Raw genomic sequence first — 21,714 nt, forward strand, 5'->3', positions numbered from 1 at the left:
TCTAAAACGACTTTTTTTTGAGTGCGCCGCCAGCTTCTTTTGCAACGGCTTGTCCAGCGCGTTCAGAACCTGTTAGCGAGACACCTTGTACGCGTGTGTCATTGATAATGGTCGCTGATTGCTCATTGGTTGCAAAGATATTGTTATAAACACCTTCAGGTACGCCTGCATCTTTAAAGATATCGACGATAACTTCTGCTGTATTTGGACACTGCGGTGCGTGTTTTAGAATAATTGTATTACCTGCCATAAAGTTTGGCGCGACAAAACGTGCCACTTGATAATGCGGATAATTCCACGGCATGATACCGAGTAGAACGCCAACAGGACGTTTTTCTACCGAAGCTGATCCTAAGTCAACGTCAATGGTATTCGGCGCGAGTAGCTGCTCAGCATTGTCTGCATAGTAACGATAGATCTCAGCGACCAGACCGATTTCACCCTTGGCTTGTGCAACGGGTTTACCCATCTCACCCGCCACGATACGTGATAGCTCGTCTTGACGCTCAAGATAGATATCAGCGATTTTATGCAGTAATGCACTGCGCTCATTTAATGGCACTTTACGCCAGTCTTGATAGGCGTTGTCAGCCTGCTCAATGACTTGTTGGATATCTTGTTCAGTGGCGGTAGGGTAAGTGGCTTCTAGTTCGCCAGTGGCTGGATTGTTGATTTGATAATCGCTCATACTTTTTCCTTATTTTTAGCGTGTTTTTGGGTTTAAAATCCATTTTTGGGTTTATGCTTATACTTTCAGTTGCTAATAAGTGCGATTTATTATGGTTCACTCTATACCAAGCGGCGTGTTTTAGAGTGACGCTTTGGTTACAGGTTGTTGCTGGGTAATACAATGAATATTACCGCCGCCATAGACAATCTCTTTTGTGCGTACTCCCACTACTTGATGCTGCGGAAAGATTTTTTTCAAGCTGCTCGATGGCGAGTGCATCATTTATATCATCATATTGCGGTACGATGACCGCGTCATTACAAATCAAAAAAATTGGCATAGGAGGCGATACAAACATCACCCGTTAGGCGAGGTTTGGCATCATGAGATTGATGAGTGTTTACAGTGTTGATTGTCTTCAGTTGTTTCTGTCGTATCTACATTATCCGTTGTCTTCGATTTTTCTTTGGTTAGCTTTATTTTTGGATTTTTAGCAACAGGCTCAATATTTTTCACAGCGACGTTAAGGGCAGGTTTAGACGCTTTTTTCAGACTGCGTTTGATCCGTCGAACTGCGATAGCATCTGCTTCGGCTTGTTCTTCGGCAAGCGCCGCATCATGTAAGCTTTGATATACTTCAAGCGTTTTTTCAATCATCTCACGCATGGTGAATTTGTTGGTCATTTCAGGACGCGTCACACTTTCTAGCTGATTTCTAACGGCTTTACAAAGCGCATTGGCATTGTACTTTTTTTTACCAGTCCTTGCGGTAGAGTGGTTGTAAAATTTCGCTAAAGGCAGCTTGATCCCAGCCAATGACTGGCGTACCTAGATGTATGGCTTGTAGGGCATTGATACCGATTGACTCGGGTTCATTGGCAAGTGCCATGACAATATTGGCCGCCGATAGCCATTCTCGCATATCGTTACGTTTGCTGCCCACATAGGTAATGCGCTCCGCCAGTCCCAAGCTGTTGGTACGTTGGCGAAAATCTTCATGAGCGACATCACCGTCTTTATAGTCTTCATCCATAATAATGACGTGAATATTGGGGAACTGCTCTTGCAGGTTACCCAAAATATCTATCAGCCATTCTTGCCCATACTCGTTACCGATGACGGTTGGGAATACGAGCCATTTTTTTGTGCTCAAGCTCAGGGTATTCAGCAAAGGTATGACGTAACCAATAGACCGAAGGATTATGACGATAAGGGTAGCGCCGAGTGTCGATACCACGATAGATACGCGTGATGACCTTAGGATCTACGTCTTCGATGCGCAGTCCTTTTTTTAAGTATTGAGTGACACTATCAGATACGGTAATTATCGTATCAACATTGAGTAGGGCTTGAGAGTATTTATTGATAGGATAAAACCCATACATGGTCGAGACCAGTTTGGGAAAACGTCTGACACGTGCGCGGCGCAGTGCCAAATGCAATATCCATGCAGGGGTACGCGAATGTACATGAATGACATCAGGTTCGTATTTTTCTATCAAATGCCGTAGGGCAGAGACTTGCAATAGCGATAGCCAAGACTTTTTATTCACATGTAGCTGATGGTAAATATTGCCATCACGTTTGAGACGTCTAACCAAGTCATTGTCTTCATCGGCACTAGAGACAATGATAGAGGTATGCTCATTTTTGACCAATGCTCGCCCAAGATGAAAAATACCGCGCTCGGATTCATCATGCTTTAGAGACGACAGTAAGCGCATAACTTTCATAATAGCGTTGGTCACCGGTTAGTAATATCAATTTGCTATTGTCAGTTAAAAGCGATTAAAACTCAACCATCAAGATAAAAAGATGAAGTCAGATAGGGGGTTTTTAGACTATATGAGTGTAAGATGTGGATTAAAAAAACACCAGAAGCCGTTAGCGTCGTTTCTGTAAATGCTCAGCATTGGGCAGTACTTGTTTTTCACTCAAGTATTTCCAGTAGCGCTGCGGGAGATATTGTTTATGCAGCTTAGGATTTTTGCGCTCTTTGATATTAACGTTGGTAAAGTAACCTTGCCAGAACTTTTGATAGCGTTGCTCATCAGGACTATGGATGCTGGCAGGATTGCGTAGTACCGCATCATCGAGATCAGTAATGGTTTGCAGCTTTGCTGGACGTGATGGCGTGCTATTACTTTTATCATAATAGATACCGTAGCCCCGAGTCAGATCATAGATTGCCCAATGTTGATCCTGATAACGCTGCCGAAAGTGCTCTCCGATGAGTGGCAGTACATTAAAATCAGGCTCTACACGTGCAAAATAAATATCATCAGTGGTATGCTCAAAACGTACAAATGCCTCCATACGATGTTTCTCACGGCCAACCGATTTGACTGTCTGGACTAACTCGAGAACATCTAAATTACCCAAATCCTGCATGATTTGACGGTTAGGGTAGTCGATGGCATATTTGACCACGCGGAACAAAGTCGTACCGATATCGTCCTTTTCGGATAAAAATCCCCATAAGATATTTCGCATGCCTGAGCGACCTAATAGGGTATTTAATTTGACCAACACACGCTCGGCTTTATCCTCATCAGTTGCCACGCTAGTCGCCTGAGCGATGAGTGAGGGCACATAGCAATCTTGCGCGGTTAGCTTCAGTGACATATCGTTTTGTAGACGATTGGCATAGACATAAAACACAGCACTCAGCCACCCTTCAAAGCTAGGCTCATACAGTACAATGCTAGGTGTCAATTGACCGACAGCGTAAGAGTCATTTTGCATAAGTGCTGACATGTTTTATCCTACATTTCTATCATAAATACAGTAGCGAGATAGCAGGTTTTTTTAACACGTGCTATCTAGAGCCATTTTAAAATAAAGCCAACTGCCCAGTACGTTGATCGTTAAACTTGGTCTGCGTTTGAGCCAATACATACTGACGAAAATTATCGCGCGTTAGATGTGCAAGGTGTTCGTTTTTGCCAGTGGTTGCGATGAAGTATTTAGCACGATTGACCGCAGCGCCCATCTTTTTTAGATGGTATAGCGTTAATTGATTGAACTTACGTGCTTTGACGATTTTCTTGGCAGTCTTTGTACCGATACCTGGGATACGCACTATCATTTCATAAGTCGCTGTCTGGATATTGACTGGGAAATGCTCACGATGGCGTATTGCCCAAGCAAGCTTTGGGTCGCAGTCTAAATCTAAGAATGGTGACTCCGGCTCCACAATCTCATGCGCACCAAAACCATAAAAGCGCATTAACCAATCTGCCTGATACAGACGATTCTCCCGTACCATCGGTACAGGCGTTCCAATCGCAGGCAAGCGATTATCAGAGAGCATAGGTACATAACCTGAGTAATAGACCCGCTTGAGATCATACGTTTTGTAGAAGTGACTCGATAGTTGAATCACTTGCAAGTCAGTCTCGTTACTCGCACCAACGATCATTTGGCTGGTCTGACCTGCTGGCGTGAACTTAGGCGCTTTCTTGTGAGTCTCACGGCTTTCACGAATGGTGATGATTTCTTCTTTTACCGTTTCCATCGGTGCTTTTAATTGGTCATGTGATTTCTCTGGCGCAAGCAAAGCCAACCCTGATTTGGTCGGAATCTCGATATTGACGCTCAAACGATCCGCATATAATCCTGCTTCTAGCAGCAGCTCTTTTGACGCACCTGGAATGGTCTTTAGATGGATGTAACCATTAAAGCGCTCACGCGTACGTAAGAGTTTGGCAACTTCGACCAGTCGCTCCATCGTATAATCGCCACTTTTAAAGATACCAGAGCTAAGAAATAGCCCTTCGATATAGTTACGGCGATAAAACTGCATGGTTAAGTCGACGACTTCTTCGACACTGAACGCAGCACGCGGCGTGTCATTGCTTTTACGTGAGGTGCAATAAGCACAGTCGTAAATGCAGTGATTGGTCAAAAGAATCTTTAATAGGCTGACGCAGCGACCATCTTCGGTATAGCTGTGACAGATACCCGTTGCTGAGGCATCGCCTAGTCCGCCGCCTTGGTTTTTTTCGAGTACCAGCGGAGGATGAGCAGGAAACATCATACTTGGCAGCATCAGCCAAAATATTGAGTTTGCCCTGTAATCTTTCATAATTGATGTTTGCCATAAGTCGCGTTTTACCAATTAATTGATGAAAGACTATTTTACCAAAATTATCGCTAAGTCATTGTATTTATAGGAGAATCCCAAAAACAACACGACAAATAGTGTCGTATGATTCGTGTCTAATATAGTAAACAGTAGTTTGAGGTTTATTTAAAGGCTAAACTCTGTAGCTTAATATATCTATCTTTTAAGTGCGAATATAGATTCTTTCAAACATTCCATAAAAGGGTCTTTTAGAGAAATTTTATGCTCAAAAAATTTAAAGAAAAATCAGCGTCTCAAAAGTTCGATACGTTTCTAAATGTCTCGTTTATATCTTTTTTTCATTGCACTCAATTTTTTTTGGAATGGCAGGGTAGAGATTTTCCGCAGGAGTCAGAGCTACAATACAGTGAAGGCATTATCACTGATACGGGATTTAGTATAGCCTTGCAATCTATCGAAAATCCTAAACAAATAACGCTTTACGGCTGTAGCTATAATGTATTTGGCTTTATTAATACTGGGTCATGTATGGGTCCTACATACCTTGAACCTAGGCTTGGCAAGTACGCAAGAGTTGGTTGGTACTATCAGCCCAATTTTTTTAGGCGTATCGAATAATTTACCGCAATTAGTCAGCTTAGACATTAGAGGATCAGATGAGGATCTGCAAATAACTTACGAAGATACCAAAAACCTAATGTTCAATCAAAACATGATAAGAGTGCTCACTACGTCAATCTTTGGTTTTGGTTTTATCTTTTTTTATGACAAAACTTAATAATCTAATTAATCGGCCTATTCTGTATAAAGAAAAATGATCTTCTCTAAAAGCTCAGCTATTTCTGCCACTGCATCAAGCATTTATATCCTAAGCTTAAAGAAGTGCTTTACCACACTCAAAACCAAGCCGCCGACACAAAAAAAGGTCTTATGGACTAAATACTTAGTCCACAAGACCTTTTACATATGCCGATAACCGTTAAATAATAGTATGCGACAGTTTAATGTTTATTGAACCTTGGCACGTATGACGACAGTCTTGGCCGCATTGGCGTCAAAGTTCACCAAGTTCCATTTTAGACCAGAGTAGTTTTCTTGGACAACCACCGTATTGCCAACCTGCTGAATGGTTTGATAGGTGTCGCCGCCAGTGGTGGCAAACGTTGGTAGTGGGCTATTTAACGATACCAGCTGCACGCCGCTTGGCAATGAAACCATAGCATTGATGTCATTAACTGGCTGTGCCGTGGTGTTGGTGTATGTGGTGTGATACTCAATGACATCGCCTGGGGCAATATGGTTGGCAGGCACCGCAACTTCACGTCCATCAGCATTTTTTAGAATTTTCATGACTTTGGTATTTGCATTGACCACGCCAGGCGTACTAAAGGTAGGAGTCAGTTGCAACGTATCCAAAGTTGTCGTCGTGGTCGTTACTTGATTGGTCACTGGCTGCTGCATAATCACTGGCGGGGTGACGTTGGTTGCGACAGGTAGTACTTGCGTCACGCTGCTGGCAGGCGTGGTAATCACATCTACTTTAGTGACTTTATTGGTAATAGAGTTAATCACCGGTACGCTAGTAACGGTCGTCATACCTTGGACAACAGGAGACTGACGCACGACGTAGCGTGGTACAGTGGTCACCTGAGTTACCGCGTACGGCATGCCGTCTTGCATGGTGATACCGTTTGGCGTCGCCGTAATCGTAGCAGTTTTGCCATCAGAGTATTGCTCGACCACCGTGGTGCTACCGCTCGCAGAGGAGCTAATAGCAATCTCAGGGGCAGCATTGGCCGATGATGCGGCCAACACGATACCTACTAGCAATGCAGACATAGCTGCATTTTTTGCCATAGTTGCTTCAGCAGTTGACGCTTGAAAACCATCGTTCGTAATCATAAAGGACTCCTCAAAAATAATAGTAAGTAATACAACAAAAAAAGAATGCTTAGATAAACAAAACCCCCGCCAAATGACACCGAAAAATATGCCAAATAACGAGGTAGTAGTGCTGATATTAGCCTATGCGTGCGATCAGACCATCATTATTTTTAGTAAAAGCGCAGCAGTGCTAACTTATATAAAATCTATTCAATCCTAACTATTTCTTACTGAATAGACTGAATACTAAAGCTGTCGTGTCCTTAAACTCAAATAATTATGCGCCAAAACAAATCAGGGATAAAAGCAGCATTGTGTAACCGAAATGGTATAAATGCTATTTATGTGTAGTACGGCTTTCATCTATGGAGTCGCATAACTAAGTCGCTAGTCACAATCATTGTCATAAAGACTATTATCTAAAAGTCATTTTTCAAACTATCTACAATGGAGAGTATCAAAGCTCTAGATTAGAACGCAGTGTGGCTATTAGTCGTAGATAACTTTCATGACTTCATATTCAACCACACCCTTAGGCGTTTCGATGCGTACTTCATCGCCTTCGAACTTACCAATCAGACCACGAGCAATTGGTGAGTTGACTGAGATTTTGCCAGCTTTAAAGTCAGCCTCATCATCGCCAACGATTTTGTATTGTTTTTCTTCTTCAGTGTCCATGTTTTCAATCACGACGCTGACACCAAATACGATACGACCTTCTTTTGGCAGTGTCGAAGGATCGATAATTTGAGCGCCACCAAGTTTGGCTTCGATATCACGAATACGTGCTTCACAAAAACCTTGTTGCTCACGGGCAGCATGGTATTCAGCGTTTTCTTTCAAATCGCCGTGTTCGCGTGCTTCAGCAATCGATGCTGTGATACGTGGACGGTCGACACTTTTTAGCTGTTTTAATTCGGCTTCTAGAGCGCGTGTCCTTGCGGAGTCATTGGGTAACGTTGCATGTTTTTTTCCTTAAACCAATAACACCACACCACCTCATAATGAGATGGTGTCAGTGTTGTTGCAATGGATATAAAATATAAAAGAGTGATAATTAAGACGATGTAATGAATAAGTTGGCTATCATTTATGAGTGTATATCATCTCAATTCAAGCATAGGCGCACTTAAGCTTACGTAATAAAAAGCATAGTCGCAATTTAGCCACTATGCTTTTTAGGTCTATCACGGTAAAGGTATCGTTCCTCAAGCATGGTTGGCTATATTTAAAGCAAACAACGATACTTGAGTGAGCTTTTAGGCAAGCCTAACGGTTATGCTTAATCTACTGAAATTATTCAGCCAAGTCAATAGAACTAGCCAATAGACTTTGCTTGCTCATGCAAATCTTGTAACTTATAGACATCAAACGGTAAGTCAATCGCGTAAGATTTGCAGACGGCATCAGCGGCACCTAACGTGGTGACGTAGAATACTTTGCCTTGTAGTGCACTACGGCGAATAGAGAACGAATCCTCTTGAGCTTGCTTACCTTCAGTAGTATTGATGATAAGGTCGATTTTGCCGTTTTTCAAGGCATCAACGATATGCGGGCGACCTTCAGTGACCTTGTTGATTTGCTGACTTTCGATACCAGCGTCGCTCAGTACTTTTTGCGTGCCAGTGGTCGAGACAATCTTAAAGCCAAAGTCTGCAAGCTGACGAGCAATCGGAGCGATTTGGGCTTTGTCGCTGTCACGAACTGAGATAAAGACGGTTTTTGTCTCGCCTTCAGTCGGTAGACCTGGCAGACGCTCATTACTACCGATAATGGCCTTGTAGAATGCTTCGCCAAAGGTTTTGCCCACGCCCATAACTTCGCCCGTTGATTTCATCTCAGGACTCAAGATTGGGTCAACACCTGGAAACTTAGCGAATGGGAATACCGCTTCTTTGACCGCATAGAATGCCGGGACAATCTCAGTGGTAAAGCCTTGATCTTTAAGCGAAGTACCAGCCATACAGCGAGCAGCAACCTGTGCTAGCGAAGTACCGATACACTTAGAAACAAACGGTACTGTACGTGCAGCACGTGGGTTCACTTCTAGGATATATACGGTTTCGCCTTTTACCGCGAACTGTACGTTCATTAGACCGATAACACCTAGCTCTTTTGCCATAGCAACTGTCTGTGCGCGCATCACGTCACATAACTCTTTAGACAGTGAGTATGGTGGTAGTGAGCATGCTGAGTCACCTGAGTGAACGCCAGCCTGTTCGATATGCTGCATGATACCGCCGATAACGACATCAGTACCATCACATACGCAGTCTACGTCGACTTCGATAGCATCATCTAAGAAGCGATCTAGTAGGACAGGCGCTTCATTCGATGCTTGTACCGCAGTACGTAGGTAATGTCTTAGCTCGTCTTCGTTATAGACGATTTCCATCGCGCGGCCACCTAATACATAAGATGGACGTACAACCAATGGATAGCCTACGTCTTTTGCTTTAACCAAGCCATCTTCCAAGCTGGTTGCTAGTGCGTTTGATGGCTGTACTAGGTTTAGCTGCTGAATCATGTGCTGGAAGCGTTCACGATCTTCGGCACGGTCGATTGCATCTGGCTAGTACCGATGATTTTAACGCCTGCTGACTCTAGTGCACGAGCAAGTTCAATGGCGTTTGACCACCGAACTGTACGATCACGCCATCTGGATTTTCGATACGGACGATCTCTAACACGTCTTCTAACGTGATTGGCTCAAAGTATAGACGGTCAGAAGTGTCATAATCGGTTGAAACCGTTTCAGGGTTACAGTTGACCATAATGGTCTCGTAACCATCTTCACGCATGGCAAGCGCTGCATGTACACAGCAGTAATCAAACTCAATACCTTGGCCGATACGGTTAGGGCCGCCACCGATAACCATGATTTTCTTTTTGTCTGTTGGGTTCGCTTCACATTCGCTATCGTACGTCGAGTACATATAGGCCGTGCTAGTCGCAAACTCTGCGGCACAGGTATCTACACGCTTGTAGACTGGATAAACGTTTAGATCCCAACGCTTTTTGCGAAGTTGCTTTTGTGAGATGCCAAGCAATTTAGCCAAGCGCAAATCTGACAAACCTTTACGTTTAAAGCTACGTAGATTTTTCTCGTTCAAGCCGCCAAAACCAAGTGATTTTACGGTAGCTTCTGTTTTGACGATGTCTTCGATCTGTACCAAGAACCATGGGTCAATCTTGGTAAAGTTAAACACTTCATCGACACTCATACCGACGCGGAATGCATCAGCAACGTAGTAGATACGCTCAGGTGTTGGAATGGTTAGGCGGTTGATGATTTCGCTACGTGCTTTTTCGGCGCTTACTTTTGATAAGTCAATTTGCTCATCGAAACCATCCGCACCTGTTTCCATACCGCGCAATGCTTTTTGCATAGACTCTTGGAAGTTACGACCGATTGCCATCACTTCACCGACTGATTTCATCTGAGTCGATAAGATATTGTCTGCTTGTGGGAATTTTTCAAAGTTAAAACGAGGTATCTTGGTCACGACATAATCAAGCGCAGGCTCAAAGCTAGCTGGCGTTTTGCCACCAGTGATGTCGTTTTGCAATTCATCTAGCGTGTAACCAATGGCCAGTTTCGCTGCGATTTTGGCAATCGGGAAGCCAGTGGCTTTTGAGGCTAGGGCAGACGAGCGTGATACGCGTGGGTTCATCTCGATGACGACCATGCGACCGGTATCAGGGTTGATACCGAACTGTACGTTTGAGCCGCCTGTTTCAACACCGATTTCACGCAGTACTGCTAATGACGCATTACGCATGATTTGGTATTCTTTGTCGGTCAGGGTTTGTGCTGGTGCGACGGTGATTGAGTCGCCTGTATGCACACCCATTGGGTCAAAGTTTTCGATGGCACAGATGATGATGCAGTTGTCGTTTTTGTCACGAACCACTTCCATCTCATATTCTTTCCAACCAATCAGTGACTCATCGATAAGCAGTTGATGGTTTGGAGACAAATCAAAACCGCGCTCACAGATTTCAATGAACTCATCGCGGTTATAAGCGATACCGCCACCTGAGCCACCCATCGTGAATGATGGACGAATGATACACGGATAGCCCATTTTTTTCTTGAGTCGCAAAGGCTTCTTCCATGGTTTCAGCCGTTTCAGCGCGAGGGCACTCAAGGCCAATACGCTTCATGGCTTTATCAAATAAGTTGCGGTCTTCTGCCATCTCGATTGAGTCTTTGGTCGCACCAATTAACTCGCAGTTATACTTGGTCAATACGCCGTGCTTATCTAGCTCTAGCGCACAGTTTAGCGCCGTCTGTCCGCCCATCGTTGGCAAGATTGCATCTGGACGTTCTTTGGCAATGATTTGCTCAACCGTTTGCCAAGTAATCGGCTCGATATAGGTCGCGTCAGCCATGACAGGATCAGTCATGATGGTCGCAGGGTTTGAGTTGACCAAGATGACGCGGTAGCCTTCTTCTTTTAGTGCTTTACACGCCTGTGCGCCTGAATAGTCAAACTCACATGCTTGGCCGATGACGATAGGGCCTGCGCCAATGATAAGAATGCTTTTTATGTCGGTACGTTTTGGCATAGTTAGAGCTACCTTCGTTTGGGTGATAATTTGAGTAATCTTTATTTTTGATAACGCTTATGGCGTTTGATACTTGCAGTGCTTTATTTAGTGCCGCTTGAACCGCTATGGGCGATTCAAGCGTTTACTTATTATGTAGTTATAATCAACCGTTTACGCTTGGGCAGTTTTAGACTGTGCCATCATATCCGCAAACTTATCAAACAATGGCGCGCAGTCATGTGGACCAGGGCTGGCTTCTGGGTGACCTTGGAAGCTAAATACAGGCTTATCGGTCAACTCGATACCTTGGTTAGTACCATCAAACAGTGAGCGATGAGTAGATTTAACGTTGTCAGGTAACGTGTCTTCATCAACCGCAAAGCCGTGGTTCTGACTGGTAATCATAACCGTACCAGTCGCTAAGTCTTGTACTGGATGGTTGGCACCATGATGGCCAGTTTTCATTTTGATGGTATTTGCGCCGCTTGCTAGACCAATCAGCTGATGGCCTAAGCAGATGCCAAACGTTGGGACGTCAGTTTGTTCAATGATGTGACGTACCGCATCGATAGCGTAATCACAAGCTGCAGGATCACCAGGGCCGTTTGATAAGAAGATGCCATCTGGATTTATCGCTAGCACGTCTGCGATAGGGGTCTGTGCTGGCACGACAGTTACGTGACAACCGCGGTCGACGAGCATGCGCAGGATGTTTGTTTTGCTACCGAAGTCATAAGCGACGACGTTGTATTTAGCATCGATATGAGTGCCAAGTTGCTTAAAGAAGCCGCCAGTACCGCTATCATGACTACCATGAATATCACGGTTGAGTAGGGTGTCTGATAAATCCCAGGTACCTGCTGTCCACTCAAAGTTCTCTGTAGTGCAGCATTCTTTTGCCAAGTCCATACCCTTTAGACCTGCAAAGCCTTTCGCTAACTCAATCGCTTTTTGCTCATCAGCAGCGCTGATCGTCTCGCCGTTTGAAGCAGTCATGATACAGCCGTTCTGTGCACCTTTATCACGTAATAGACGTGTTAGCTGACGGGTATCAATTTCAGCGATAGCCACTGTCTCATTACGCTGTAAATAGTCGCTAAGTGACTCTGAGTTACGGAAGTTAGAGGTTGCCATGGTGGCATCACGGATGATAAGACCGTCTGCCCATACTTTGTGACCATTGCCAGATTCTGTGTCCTCGCTATTGGTGCCTGTATTACCGATGTGAGGGTAAGTCAAAGTCACCAGCTGGCGGGCATAACTTGGGTCGGTTAGGATTTCTTGATACCCTGTCATGGCTGTGTTAAATACCACTTCACCAATACGATGACCTAGGCTGCCGATACTGACACCGCGAAAGATTGTACCGTCTGCTAGTGCCAAAATTGCTTGTATTTCTGCCGATGAATTCAAGGATTGCCTCCGCTGTTATTGGTGAGTGCCATCGTGTTTTGTTAGACTAAAATTGCTCCGTATCCTTTTATTTACGGCGTTTGACAGGTGTCAAACCGAAGCAATAAAAGGGCGATACACAAAAATTTTCCACAAAAAAAGCGAGAAGACATTATTGATGAAAACTACAAAACCCACTAGATAGTGAATAGGTAACTTGCATCATGTCCGCTCGCTTAGGCACAGATTTTGCGTATTATATACAAAATAGACGGTTATAGCTAGCCGATTTACTGGATTAATAGTCATTTCATGGCTAATAATGAGGTCTTTATAAAGATATTGATTCTATAAAAATAGCCTAAGCGGATATTAACTCCTTTCTCTTTTATCAAAATCAACATCCAGCGTGTATCAATAGCACTGGATTTTCGCAGTTGGCTTTGCCACAATGGACAGCGAAGCACTAGACCCAATTTTTATGATCGTTTGTTATAACAATAATGAAGATGACAAGGAGTCGTTATGATTTATCAGTATTTAGACAAAACCCCTGATTTTGCCGCACCATTTAACGGTTGGGTAGCAGACTCAGCGCAAGTGATGGGTGATGTATATTTAGGCCATCAGGCCAATATTTGGTTCGGTGCAGTGATACGCGGTGACAACGATCGTATCCATATCGGTGACTATAGTAATGTGCAAGAAAACAGTGTGATTCATACTGATGCAGGTATCAAAGTGACTATTGGTAATTACGTGACTATCGGTCATCTGGCTATGTTACATGGCTGTGAAGTCGGTGATAATAGCCTGATTGGTATTGGTGCTGTGGTACTTAATAATGTCAAAATTGGCAAAAACTGTCTGATAGGGGCAAAAGCCTTGATTACTGAAGGTCAGGTTATTCCTGATAACTCGCTAGTGATGGGCGCACCTGCAAAAGTAGTCAAGACGCTAACAGATGAGCAAGCAGCGATGCTAAAAATGTCAGCGCTACATTATGCTGAGCGTTGCCAGAAATTTAAAACAGGCTTAACAGCAATAGCGATGCCTGACTAAGGGTAAGCAAACGAGTTGATTTTAAACGGACAAGCTACAAGTTTGAATAGATAGACGATAGGGATCATATTTGTTTCATTGATACACTATTCAATTAATACCGTCAGCCTTAATACATAACCTACCCAATTTTATTAAACAATTCATATTTTTTTCGCAACCAACGATAAGGTCTCACCATGCAGGCAAATCAAGCAAAAACACAAAAAAAACAACTGGCACTATTTGATTTAGATCATACATTACTTGATGTCGATAGCGATTATCTCTGGGGTGAGTATATCGTAAAACATGACCTTGTCGATGAGGCGCAGTACCGCACTGCCAATCAGAAATTTTATAATGACTATATTGAAGGTACGCTGGACGCGACAGAGTACAATGAATTCGTCGCGCAGTTTTTAAGTAGTCTTCCGCTTGATAGACTGGATGAGCTAAGAGAAGATTATATCAAAAGCGAAATCGAGCCACATATTCGCCCAAAAGCGATGGAAGCATTGTGTCAGCACATTGAGCAAGGGCACGATGTGGTGATTATTTCTGCGACCAATGATTTTGTAGTATCCGCCATTGCCAAGCGTTTTGGTGTAGAAGAAGCCAACGTATTGGCAACGCCATTAGAGATCAAAGACAATCGCTATACAGGTAAGCTAACTGATAGACCAAACTTTCAAGCGGGCAAGATATACCATTTAGATAAATGGCTAAATAAACAGCAAGCCTCTGGCATCACGTTTGAAAAAACATACGCGTATTCAGATTCTAAAAATGATATTCCGTTACTCGAATGGCTGATGTGGCCGTTTGCGTGTCACCTGATGACGCGTTACATGCCCATGCTTTGGCCCATCGCTGGGCAGTAGAAGATTGGTCGATCTAGGCTGTCCAATCTAGTAACAGTAACAACATTAGCAATAGTGATAATTAGCGAACCATTTGGTATCAATCTCATTTAAAATAGCGCCACATGCGTTATTTATTTTATTAGAAAAACAGGAATATTCATGGAAATCAATCCGTATCAAGAACAAATTAAAGATTTATCAGAGCGTGGGCAGGATTTGCGGAGGTATCTTTGACTTCGATGGTAAGCAAGAACGCTTAGAAGAAGTTAATTTAGAGTTAGAAAACCCCGAGCTATGGAATGATCCAGAGCGCGCGACCAAGATTAATAAAGAAAAAAAGTCACCTTGATGGTGTTATCGATGTGGTGGTCTCTCTTGAGACGACACTAGAAGACGCGTCTGCCATGCTAGAGTTGGCAGTCGAAGCAGAAGATGAGTCATTGCTAGCCGATGTGCAGAGCGAGCTAGATAGCGCTGAGAAACGCGTTGCTGATTTAGAATTTCGCCGGATGTTTAGCGGTGAGATGGATCCAAATAACTGCTACTTAGATATTCAGTCGGGCAGTGGCGGTACTGAAGCGCAAGATTGGGCTGAAATGCTACTACGCATGTATACGCGCTGGGCAGAAGCTCATGGCTTTAAAGTAGATGTGATTGAAGTATCTTCAGGCAGCGTGGCTGGTATTAAGTCGGCAACGATTGAGATCAAAGGCGATTATGCGTTTGGTTGGTTGCGTACCGAGATTGGCGTCCACCGTTTGGTGCGTAAGTCACCATTTGATAGCAACAATGGTCGTCATACCTCGTTTGCGGCGGTGTTTGTCTCGCCTGAGATTGATGATAATGTCGAGATTGATATCAATCCAGCAGATTTGCGTATCGATACCTATCGCTCATCTGGGGCTGGTGGTCAGCACGTAAACACGACAGATTCTGCGGTACGTATTACTCATGAACCATCGGGCGTAGTAGTGACCTGTCAGAATGAGCGTAGTCAACATGGTAACAAGGCCACGGCGATGAAGATGCTACGTGCTAAGCTCTATGAGCTAGAAATGCAAAAACGTATGGAATCACAGCAAGCAGTTGAAGATGGTAAATCTGATGTCGGCTGGGGCAGTCAAATTCGCTCGTACGTACTTGATGACTCACGTATCAAAGACTTGCGTACGGGTGTTGAAACCTTTAACACTGGTGCTGTGCTAGATGGTGACCTCGATCAGTTCATTGAAGCGAGTCTAAAAGCAGGATTGTAAGCAGCCGTTTTAAACAAGCAACCGTTTTAAAATAGTAACTAATTAAAATAGCAACTAACATTTAATTAAGGAAAATTATGCCAAGCGTTAATAATTATTTTGATGATAAAGTGACTTCTATTGCTTTTCAAACGGCTACCAAGCCTGCGACTGTCGGCGTCATGGAAATTGGTGAGTATGAGTTTGGCACTAGTGAATTCGAAACCATGAGTGTGGTGAGCGGTGCATTGACTGTTAAGCTACCAGAGAGTGATGAGTGGAAAACGTTTAACGCTGGCGAGCAGTTTACGGTTGAAGCTAACCAAAAGTTTCAGGTAAAAGTAGACGTCGAAACCGCTTACTTATGTGTATACGGTAAATAACGACTTCTAAGTTATAGCAGTATCAAAACGAAAAACGCCAAGTATTTTATGCTTGGCGTTTTTTTATTTCTGAACTATAAAAAACTATAAGTTTTTACGGTACTGCACCATGTCCGTTAAGCTTGCGACTTTGTCATACAGTTGGCGTGCATCAGCATTACTTTCTTGAGTTTTCCAATAAACGTGATTACAGCCTTTTTCATCAGCAAAGTTGTATACCGCTTCAATTAATACCCGTCCGATACCCTTTCCACGTACAGACTCATTGACATAGAGATCTTGTAGATAACAACATGCCGTACTACTCCAAGTCGTTAGATGTATTACTACATGAGTAAAACCTACCAAAATATCATCCTTCCACGCCCCAGTTCCATAGGTAGCGACGTCATTATTTATCAAGTTGCGCCATGTCGTATCAATCGTGCTCATTGGCAAACTGGTCTCATAAAAATTCAAATAGTCTTGCCACAACATCAACCAAAAGTCATAGTCGGCTTTAGAGAGCGGTGCTATTTCGATAGAAGTGTTTTTCATTGTGTTTTATACAACTTAAGTTTTGAGAGTTATTAAATTATGCCCTAAAATTCAATAGTTGAGAACCCTGTCACCTGCTTCGTTTTACACAGCATTACACTTTGTCTGTGCCAAACAAACAGCAAAAACTACCGTCATTAATTATGCTAAAACCATGAATTCTCAAAGGTATATAGGTTTATGACAAAGGCAAAATTACAGACTAGCCAGCAGACAATGACCAAAGATGTGCGTCATGATTACGAGCATCTCGCACGCCGCGCTAATTTGCGTTATGTGAGTGACAATGAACCAGGCTACGAGCGTAGACGTTGGGGTCGCGGCTTTACTTATCGTGATGCAACGGGCAACACCGTCAAAGACAAAGCATTGCGTCAGCGTTTTGATGCATTGGTGATACCGCCCATGTGGTCAGAGGTCTGGATATGTCAAGATGAAAGAGGCCATCTGCAATCAACAGGCCGAGACGAAAAATCGCGTAAACAGTATCTGTATCATCCCTCATGGAACAACATCCGTGACCAAGCAAAGTTTGATGCGATGATAGGATTTGCAGAGGCACTGCCCAATCTACGCGCGCAGGTGGAGGCAGATTTGGAAGCAGAGTCCTTATCGCGCACCAACGTACTTGCTGCCGTTGTTAAATTGCTAGAGACCACTTTGATTCGTATTGGTAATAGCCGCTACGCCAAACAAAATAAAAGCTATGGTCTAAGTACGTTACGTAGTAAGCATGTCAGCGAAACCGACAATGGACTGGCGTTTGATTTCGTCGGAAAAAGCGCAAAAGAGCATCATATTGAGCTACAAGACGAGCGATTGATTGACATCGTGCAGGCCTGTTCTGAGCTACCAGGTTATCAGATATTCAAATACTTAGATGATAATGGGCATAAGCAAGTCGTTGACAGTAGCGATATCAATGACTACTTACGGATGCATACGTGCGGCATGGACTGTGAAAGCAAACTATACAGCGCAAAGGACTTTCGTACATGGATGGCAAGTGTACTCGCAGCAAGCTACCTTTATGATGAGCTACAAACAACTGCAGGCGCTAGCATACTTGCCAGTGCGCCAGAAAGCGCTGAGCGACAGCAATTAGTCACTGATATGGTAAAAAGTGTGGCAGCAGAGCTGGGTAATACACCAACCGTCTGCCGTGCTTCTTATATTCATCCCATTGTTATTGAGCGTTTTTTTGGCAGGACAGTTCTTTGAGACTTACAAACAAGCACGCCGTGGACGAACTAAGAAATACCAAAGCTGTGAAGAGAAAGCGTTGTTAGGGTTTTTAAGAGCTGATGTTTAGGTGTGAGGTTTTAGATAATAATATTGAGGTGTTAATTCTTTAATAGGAAATCGAAAGTATGTGGCAGTACTTTGGCTATTGATTGTAGGTGTCTTCGCGGACTTATAGCGAATTAATGATAATTAGTTATGGATTATCTTTATTTCTATAAAATAAAAATGATACGTTATGTATTGAAATAAACGTAAAAATGCGTTACTAATAGAGCATAATAAATACGAACCTATGAAACGGTCTATAGGATGTGGCCGTTTTTCAATTATAAATACCATTTTACCATTTTACCAGTTACCTGCTATTGCTAAAGGATTAGCTTATGAACACCGCCTCTCAAACCCCGACGAATATTGATACAGATACTACCGTCACGCCCAAAAACTATACCGATTATTATAATAATTTTGATATGGATACACTGCTGTCAGAAATATTTGGCGAGCAGGTAGGTGATCGACTAAATGCTTATATGGCTTGCTGTGGTCGTCATGTACGTGACGGCCGCGCTGACAATGCCGCGCTAGTACACGAAGACACGGCAGGCAATATAACGCGCATGAGTTTTGGTGAGCTTGACAAAGCAAGTGCTCAAATCGCTAACTTGCTACAGTCGTATGGGGTAAAAGCGGGCGATAAGGTAGCGACCATGCTACCGCGCACACCTGAATTACTCACCGTTGTACTAGCAACTTGGCGGATTGGCGCAGTTTATCAGCCGCTATTTACTGCCTTTGGTTATGATTCGATTAAGTATCGAATGGACAAGGCTAATACCAGAGTTGTTTTTACTAATTTAGAAAATCGCGGCAAGTTTGAAGATTTGGCTGAGCAAACCAAAATGGTATTGGTCGGCAGTGTGGAAGATGCCCAGACATGGGGTGACGATCACTATAGCCAGTCTATGGCAGCACAGCCGCAAACGTTTGAACCAGTGACGCTCGATACGGATGTGCCATTCTTGCAAATGTTTACCTCAGGTACCGTGGGCAAATCAAAAGGCGTGAGTGTACCACTAGGGGCGTTATCGGCTTTCTATCTCTACATGCGCTACGCGATTGATTTGCGCGACGATGATCACTATTGGAATATGGCCGATCCTGGTTGGGCGTATGGATTGTACTATGCAATCACTGGGCCTTTGCTATTAGGTGTCACTACTTATTTCAATGAAGCGGGCTTTGATGCGACCCATACGCGTGACTTTATGGTGCGCCATAAGATTACCAACTTGGCCTCTTCACCAACCGCATTTCGTATGATGAAATCTAGCGGTGTGTTTGAGCATTCACATAACGATGCCAACGCGAAGTTATCTCTACGCTGTGCGAATTCAGCAGGAGAGACACTCAATACCGAAGTGGTCAGCTGGTTAGAAACCTATTTGGGTTGTCAAGTGAAAGACCAGTATGGACAGACAGAAACGGGTATGACTTGCTGTGCACATCATGCACTGGTACATGAGAGTCCCGTTGGCTCGATGGGTATGGCGCTACCGGGGCATACGCTTGTCGTATTAGATGATGACATGCAAGTATTGCCTGATGGTGAGCAAGGGCAGTTAGCGGTCGTGGTCAGTCAGTCACCTGCGTTTTATTTCCGTGGTTATAGCTGGAATGAAAAACAAGCCTTTGTGGATGATTACTATCTGACAGGCGACGTGGTCGAGCGTCATAGTGACGGCAGCTACTGGTTCTCAGGCCGTGATGATGACATTATTATTACCGCAGGTTACCGCGTAGGGCCTACTGATGTCGAAAATACTGTCTTAGAGCATGAAGCAGTGGCAGAGTCTGCGGCAGTAGGCGTGCCAGACGAAGTGCGCGGTCACACTATTAAGTCTTATGTGGTACTAAAAGATGGTATCGAAGGCAGTGAGCAAATCGCCAAAGAAATCCAAGAGCTGGTACGCAAACGCCTATCCACTCATGCGTATCCGCGTGAGGTCGAGTTTGTGACAGAACTGCCGAAAACGCCGAGTGGAAAGATTCAACGCTTTTTGTTGCGTAGTCTGTCTGCTGCATAAGTGAATTGGTAAAGTGTCTATAAATATAATAGAAAAATATCTAATAAGAAGCAAAAATTTAAAGGAATAATCATGCAAGTTAAAGAAAACAGCTTTTTAGTCACAGGCGGTGCATCAGGTTTGGGCGAATCAGTGGCTCGGGCGATTGTAGGTCAAGGTGGCAACGTCGTTATCGCTGATTTAAATGAAACTGCTGGACAAGCTCTGGTCGCCGAGTTAGGTGATAGTGCGCGCTTTGTACGCTGTGATATCACTAACGGTGATGAAGTGCAATCAGCGGTCGAAATGGCAGAATCAGCTTTCGGTGGCCTGCAAGGATCAATCAACTGTGCTGGTATCGTAGTGGTACAAAAGCTACTGGATCGTGATAACAATCCGGCAGACCTTGAGGCATTTAGCCGTGGGGTCAATATCAATCTGGTCGGCTCATTTAACGTTGCCCGTTTGGTCGCTGCTAGCATTGCCAAGCGCATAGCGAGTGATGGTAGTGCAGGCGACCATGTAGAGAAGAATGTAGATCAAGGTATTATTATTAATACAGCCTCTATCGCTGCCTTTGACGGTCAAGTAGGTCAAGCCAGCTATTCTTCGTCCAAGGCAGGTGTGGTTGGTCTGACCTTGCCACTTGCTCGCGAGCTGGCACGTCATGGCATCCGCGTGATGACTATCGCACCAGGTGTCTTTGCTACGCCGATGATGGACAGTATTCCTGAAAAGGCACGCGAACAGTTAGAAGCAGGCGTGCCATATCCTAAACGTTTGGGCGATCCCAATGAGTTTGCCAAATTGGTGACTCATATCATCGATAATGCTTATCTAAATGGTGAAGTTATTCGCTTAGATGGTGCGATTCGCATGGTGTAACAGTCTCGTGAGTGATTCATCACTTTTGCACAAAACGTATCTACAGAATCTGGCATAGTGCTTTGATACATATGATTAATGACAAGAAATTAATTATAGGAACCAAAGTCTATGCCATTTTTTTATAGAAAATATTACTCATCAAATGAGCAGCGTACGCCTTGGCTGACCATTATCATTGGTCTTAGTCTTGCTGCCATTGTCAGCACCAGCGCTATTGCTTATGTCAAAAGCACCTCAAAACCCAAGAATCATATTCCTCCTTCTATAGTGATTGATCGAGTCTTCGTCGACAAATCAGATCGTGTCTTAAAACTGATGAGCGATGGTAAAGCCATTAAGTCGTATCGTATTGCGCTAGGGGGTAGTCCAGTAGGTCATAAGCAACAAGAAGGTGATCAGCGTACGCCCGTTGGGGTTTATACATTAGATTATAAGAATGAGAACTCTATTGCGCATCGCTCTATTCATATTAGCTATCCCAATGATGAGGACAAGGCACGAGCAAAGTCATTAGGGGTCAATCCAGGTGGCGATATTATGATTCATGGGCAAATGAATGGCTTTGGGTATTTGGCATTGTTTAATCAACGACGCGATTGGACCGATGGTTGTATCGCTGTCACCAATGACGAGATGGATGAGATTATGGCAGCGGTGACACTTGGTACTCCTATTGAAATCGTGGAGTAGCATAGTCGGATTATTATCTAATTTATACTAAGTAAGTGCATTATTCATTAACGTATTTAATGGAGGTTTATCTTTCATTTGCAATAATAAAATGGCACAACTGATCTACTAACTACCTTTAACTAATATTAACAGCCCCTTTAAATATTATTAATAATAAATATCATTGCTTTAAG

At 43.6% G+C, this 21,714-nt stretch carries 13 protein-coding genes and 6 pseudogenes; 9 read left to right on the plus strand and 10 right to left on the minus strand.

The window, feature by feature from the left end; all coding sequences use genetic code 11:
* Position 1: 1 nt before the first annotated feature.
* The 5 genes and pseudogenes from TT11_RS08780 to TT11_RS08810 form a co-directional block, all read right to left on the minus strand.
* Complete coding sequence (locus TT11_RS08780; protein ID WP_261870075.1) at positions 2-688, minus strand: aldehyde dehydrogenase family protein; 687 nt, start codon at positions 686-688, stop codon at positions 2-4.
* A 120-nt stretch (positions 689-808) separates the two neighbouring features.
* Positions 809-928 carry an agmatine deiminase family protein gene (locus tag TT11_RS08785; protein WP_261870076.1) on the minus strand — a complete coding sequence of 40 codons (120 nt, stop codon included), beginning with the start codon at positions 926-928 and terminating at the stop codon, positions 809-811.
* Between the two features lie 123 nt (positions 929-1,051).
* Positions 1,052-2,403 (minus strand): annotated as a pseudogene (locus tag TT11_RS17240) (glycosyltransferase family 4 protein).
* A gap of 151 nt (positions 2,404-2,554) precedes the next feature.
* The gene (locus TT11_RS08805) at positions 2,555-3,427 is read right to left on the minus strand and encodes a TIGR03915 family putative DNA repair protein (RefSeq protein ID WP_261870082.1); all 873 of its coding nucleotides are present in this window, start codon (positions 3,425-3,427) and stop codon (positions 2,555-2,557) included.
* Between the two features lie 76 nt (positions 3,428-3,503).
* Positions 3,504-4,773: pseudogene (locus TT11_RS08810) on the minus strand (putative DNA modification/repair radical SAM protein).
* Positions 4,774-5,301: 528 nt separating this feature from the next.
* Here TT11_RS08810 and TT11_RS08815 point away from each other — a divergent pair.
* Positions 5,302-5,535: a hypothetical protein gene (locus TT11_RS08815; protein WP_261870083.1), complete on the plus strand. Its 234-nt coding sequence runs from the start codon at positions 5,302-5,304 to the stop codon at positions 5,533-5,535.
* A 230-nt stretch (positions 5,536-5,765) separates the two neighbouring features.
* Here TT11_RS08815 and TT11_RS08820 read toward each other — a convergent pair whose 3' ends face one another.
* The 4 genes and pseudogenes from TT11_RS08820 to carA form a co-directional block, all read right to left on the minus strand.
* Positions 5,766-6,659 carry a hypothetical protein gene (locus TT11_RS08820; RefSeq protein ID WP_261870085.1) on the minus strand — a complete coding sequence of 298 codons (894 nt, stop codon included), beginning with the start codon at positions 6,657-6,659 and terminating at the stop codon, positions 5,766-5,768.
* Positions 6,660-7,130: 471 nt separating this feature from the next.
* A pseudogene (gene greA, locus TT11_RS08825) lies at positions 7,131-7,606 on the minus strand (transcription elongation factor GreA).
* Positions 7,607-7,959: 353 nt separating this feature from the next.
* A pseudogene (carB, locus tag TT11_RS08830) lies at positions 7,960-11,213 on the minus strand (carbamoyl-phosphate synthase large subunit).
* Between the two features lie 153 nt (positions 11,214-11,366).
* Entirely contained in the window at positions 11,367-12,608 is a 1,242-nt protein-coding gene (carA, locus tag TT11_RS08835) for a glutamine-hydrolyzing carbamoyl-phosphate synthase small subunit (protein WP_261870086.1), read from the minus strand.
* 504 nt (positions 12,609-13,112) lie between these two features.
* Here carA and TT11_RS08840 point away from each other — a divergent pair.
* From TT11_RS08840 to TT11_RS08855, 4 genes and pseudogenes are all read left to right on the plus strand, one after another.
* A complete protein-coding gene (locus TT11_RS08840; RefSeq protein WP_261870088.1) occupies positions 13,113-13,649 on the plus strand; it encodes a gamma carbonic anhydrase family protein in 537 nt (178 codons plus the stop codon).
* 179 nt (positions 13,650-13,828) lie between these two features.
* A pseudogene (locus TT11_RS08845) lies at positions 13,829-14,529 on the plus strand (HAD family hydrolase).
* 124 nt (positions 14,530-14,653) lie between these two features.
* Positions 14,654-15,750: pseudogene (gene prfB, locus TT11_RS08850) on the plus strand (peptide chain release factor 2).
* Positions 15,751-15,827: 77 nt separating this feature from the next.
* The gene (locus TT11_RS08855; protein ID WP_102091166.1) at positions 15,828-16,112 is read left to right on the plus strand and encodes a pyrimidine/purine nucleoside phosphorylase; all 285 of its coding nucleotides are present in this window, start codon (positions 15,828-15,830) and stop codon (positions 16,110-16,112) included.
* 84 nt (positions 16,113-16,196) lie between these two features.
* On the opposite strand, the gene TT11_RS08860 is transcribed toward TT11_RS08855, so the two are convergent.
* Positions 16,197-16,649: a GNAT family N-acetyltransferase gene (locus TT11_RS08860; RefSeq protein WP_261870090.1), complete on the minus strand. Its 453-nt coding sequence runs from the start codon at positions 16,647-16,649 to the stop codon at positions 16,197-16,199.
* A gap of 180 nt (positions 16,650-16,829) precedes the next feature.
* Between TT11_RS08860 and TT11_RS08865 the strand changes: the two genes are divergently transcribed.
* From TT11_RS08865 to TT11_RS08880, 4 genes are all read left to right on the plus strand, one after another.
* Positions 16,830-17,870, plus strand: coding sequence for a DNA topoisomerase IB (locus tag TT11_RS08865; protein ID WP_261870092.1), 1,041 nt, complete (start codon positions 16,830-16,832; stop codon positions 17,868-17,870).
* 407 nt (positions 17,871-18,277) lie between these two features.
* Positions 18,278-19,981 (plus strand): AMP-binding protein, encoded by a 1,704-nt coding sequence (locus TT11_RS08870; RefSeq protein ID WP_261870093.1) that lies wholly within the window; start codon positions 18,278-18,280, stop codon positions 19,979-19,981.
* A gap of 72 nt (positions 19,982-20,053) precedes the next feature.
* Complete coding sequence (locus tag TT11_RS08875; protein WP_165597207.1) at positions 20,054-20,845, plus strand: SDR family NAD(P)-dependent oxidoreductase; 792 nt, start codon at positions 20,054-20,056, stop codon at positions 20,843-20,845.
* A gap of 111 nt (positions 20,846-20,956) precedes the next feature.
* On the plus strand, positions 20,957-21,538 hold the full coding sequence (locus tag TT11_RS08880) for a murein L,D-transpeptidase family protein (protein ID WP_261870095.1): 582 nt from the start codon (positions 20,957-20,959) through the stop codon (positions 21,536-21,538).
* Positions 21,539-21,714: the final 176 nt, after the last annotated feature.

The organism is Psychrobacter sp. JCM 18901, from assembly GCF_000586435.1.
Taxonomy (GTDB): domain Bacteria; phylum Pseudomonadota; class Gammaproteobacteria; order Pseudomonadales; family Moraxellaceae; genus Psychrobacter.

Bases quoted from the DNA above. Each gene is read 5' to 3' on its own strand.
- TT11_RS08780 (WP_261870075.1), bottom strand. From the start codon at position 688: ATGAGCGATTATCAAATCAACAATCCAGCCACTGGCGAACTAGAAGCC.
- TT11_RS08805 (WP_261870082.1), bottom strand. From the start codon at position 3,427: ATGTCAGCACTTATGCAAAATGACTCTTACGCTGTCGGTCAATTGACA.
- TT11_RS08820 (WP_261870085.1), bottom strand. From the start codon at position 6,659: ATGATTACGAACGATGGTTTTCAAGCGTCAACTGCTGAAGCAACTATG.
- TT11_RS08840 (WP_261870088.1), top strand. From the start codon at position 13,113: ATGATTTATCAGTATTTAGACAAAACCCCTGATTTTGCCGCACCATTT.
- TT11_RS08855 (WP_102091166.1), top strand. From the start codon at position 15,828: ATGCCAAGCGTTAATAATTATTTTGATGATAAAGTGACTTCTATTGCT.
- TT11_RS08860 (WP_261870090.1), bottom strand. From the start codon at position 16,649: ATGAAAAACACTTCTATCGAAATAGCACCGCTCTCTAAAGCCGACTAT.
- TT11_RS08865 (WP_261870092.1), top strand. From the start codon at position 16,830: ATGACAAAGGCAAAATTACAGACTAGCCAGCAGACAATGACCAAAGAT.
- TT11_RS08870 (WP_261870093.1), top strand. From the start codon at position 18,278: ATGAACACCGCCTCTCAAACCCCGACGAATATTGATACAGATACTACC.
- TT11_RS08875 (WP_165597207.1), top strand. From the start codon at position 20,054: ATGCAAGTTAAAGAAAACAGCTTTTTAGTCACAGGCGGTGCATCAGGT.
- TT11_RS08880 (WP_261870095.1), top strand. From the start codon at position 20,957: ATGCCATTTTTTTATAGAAAATATTACTCATCAAATGAGCAGCGTACG.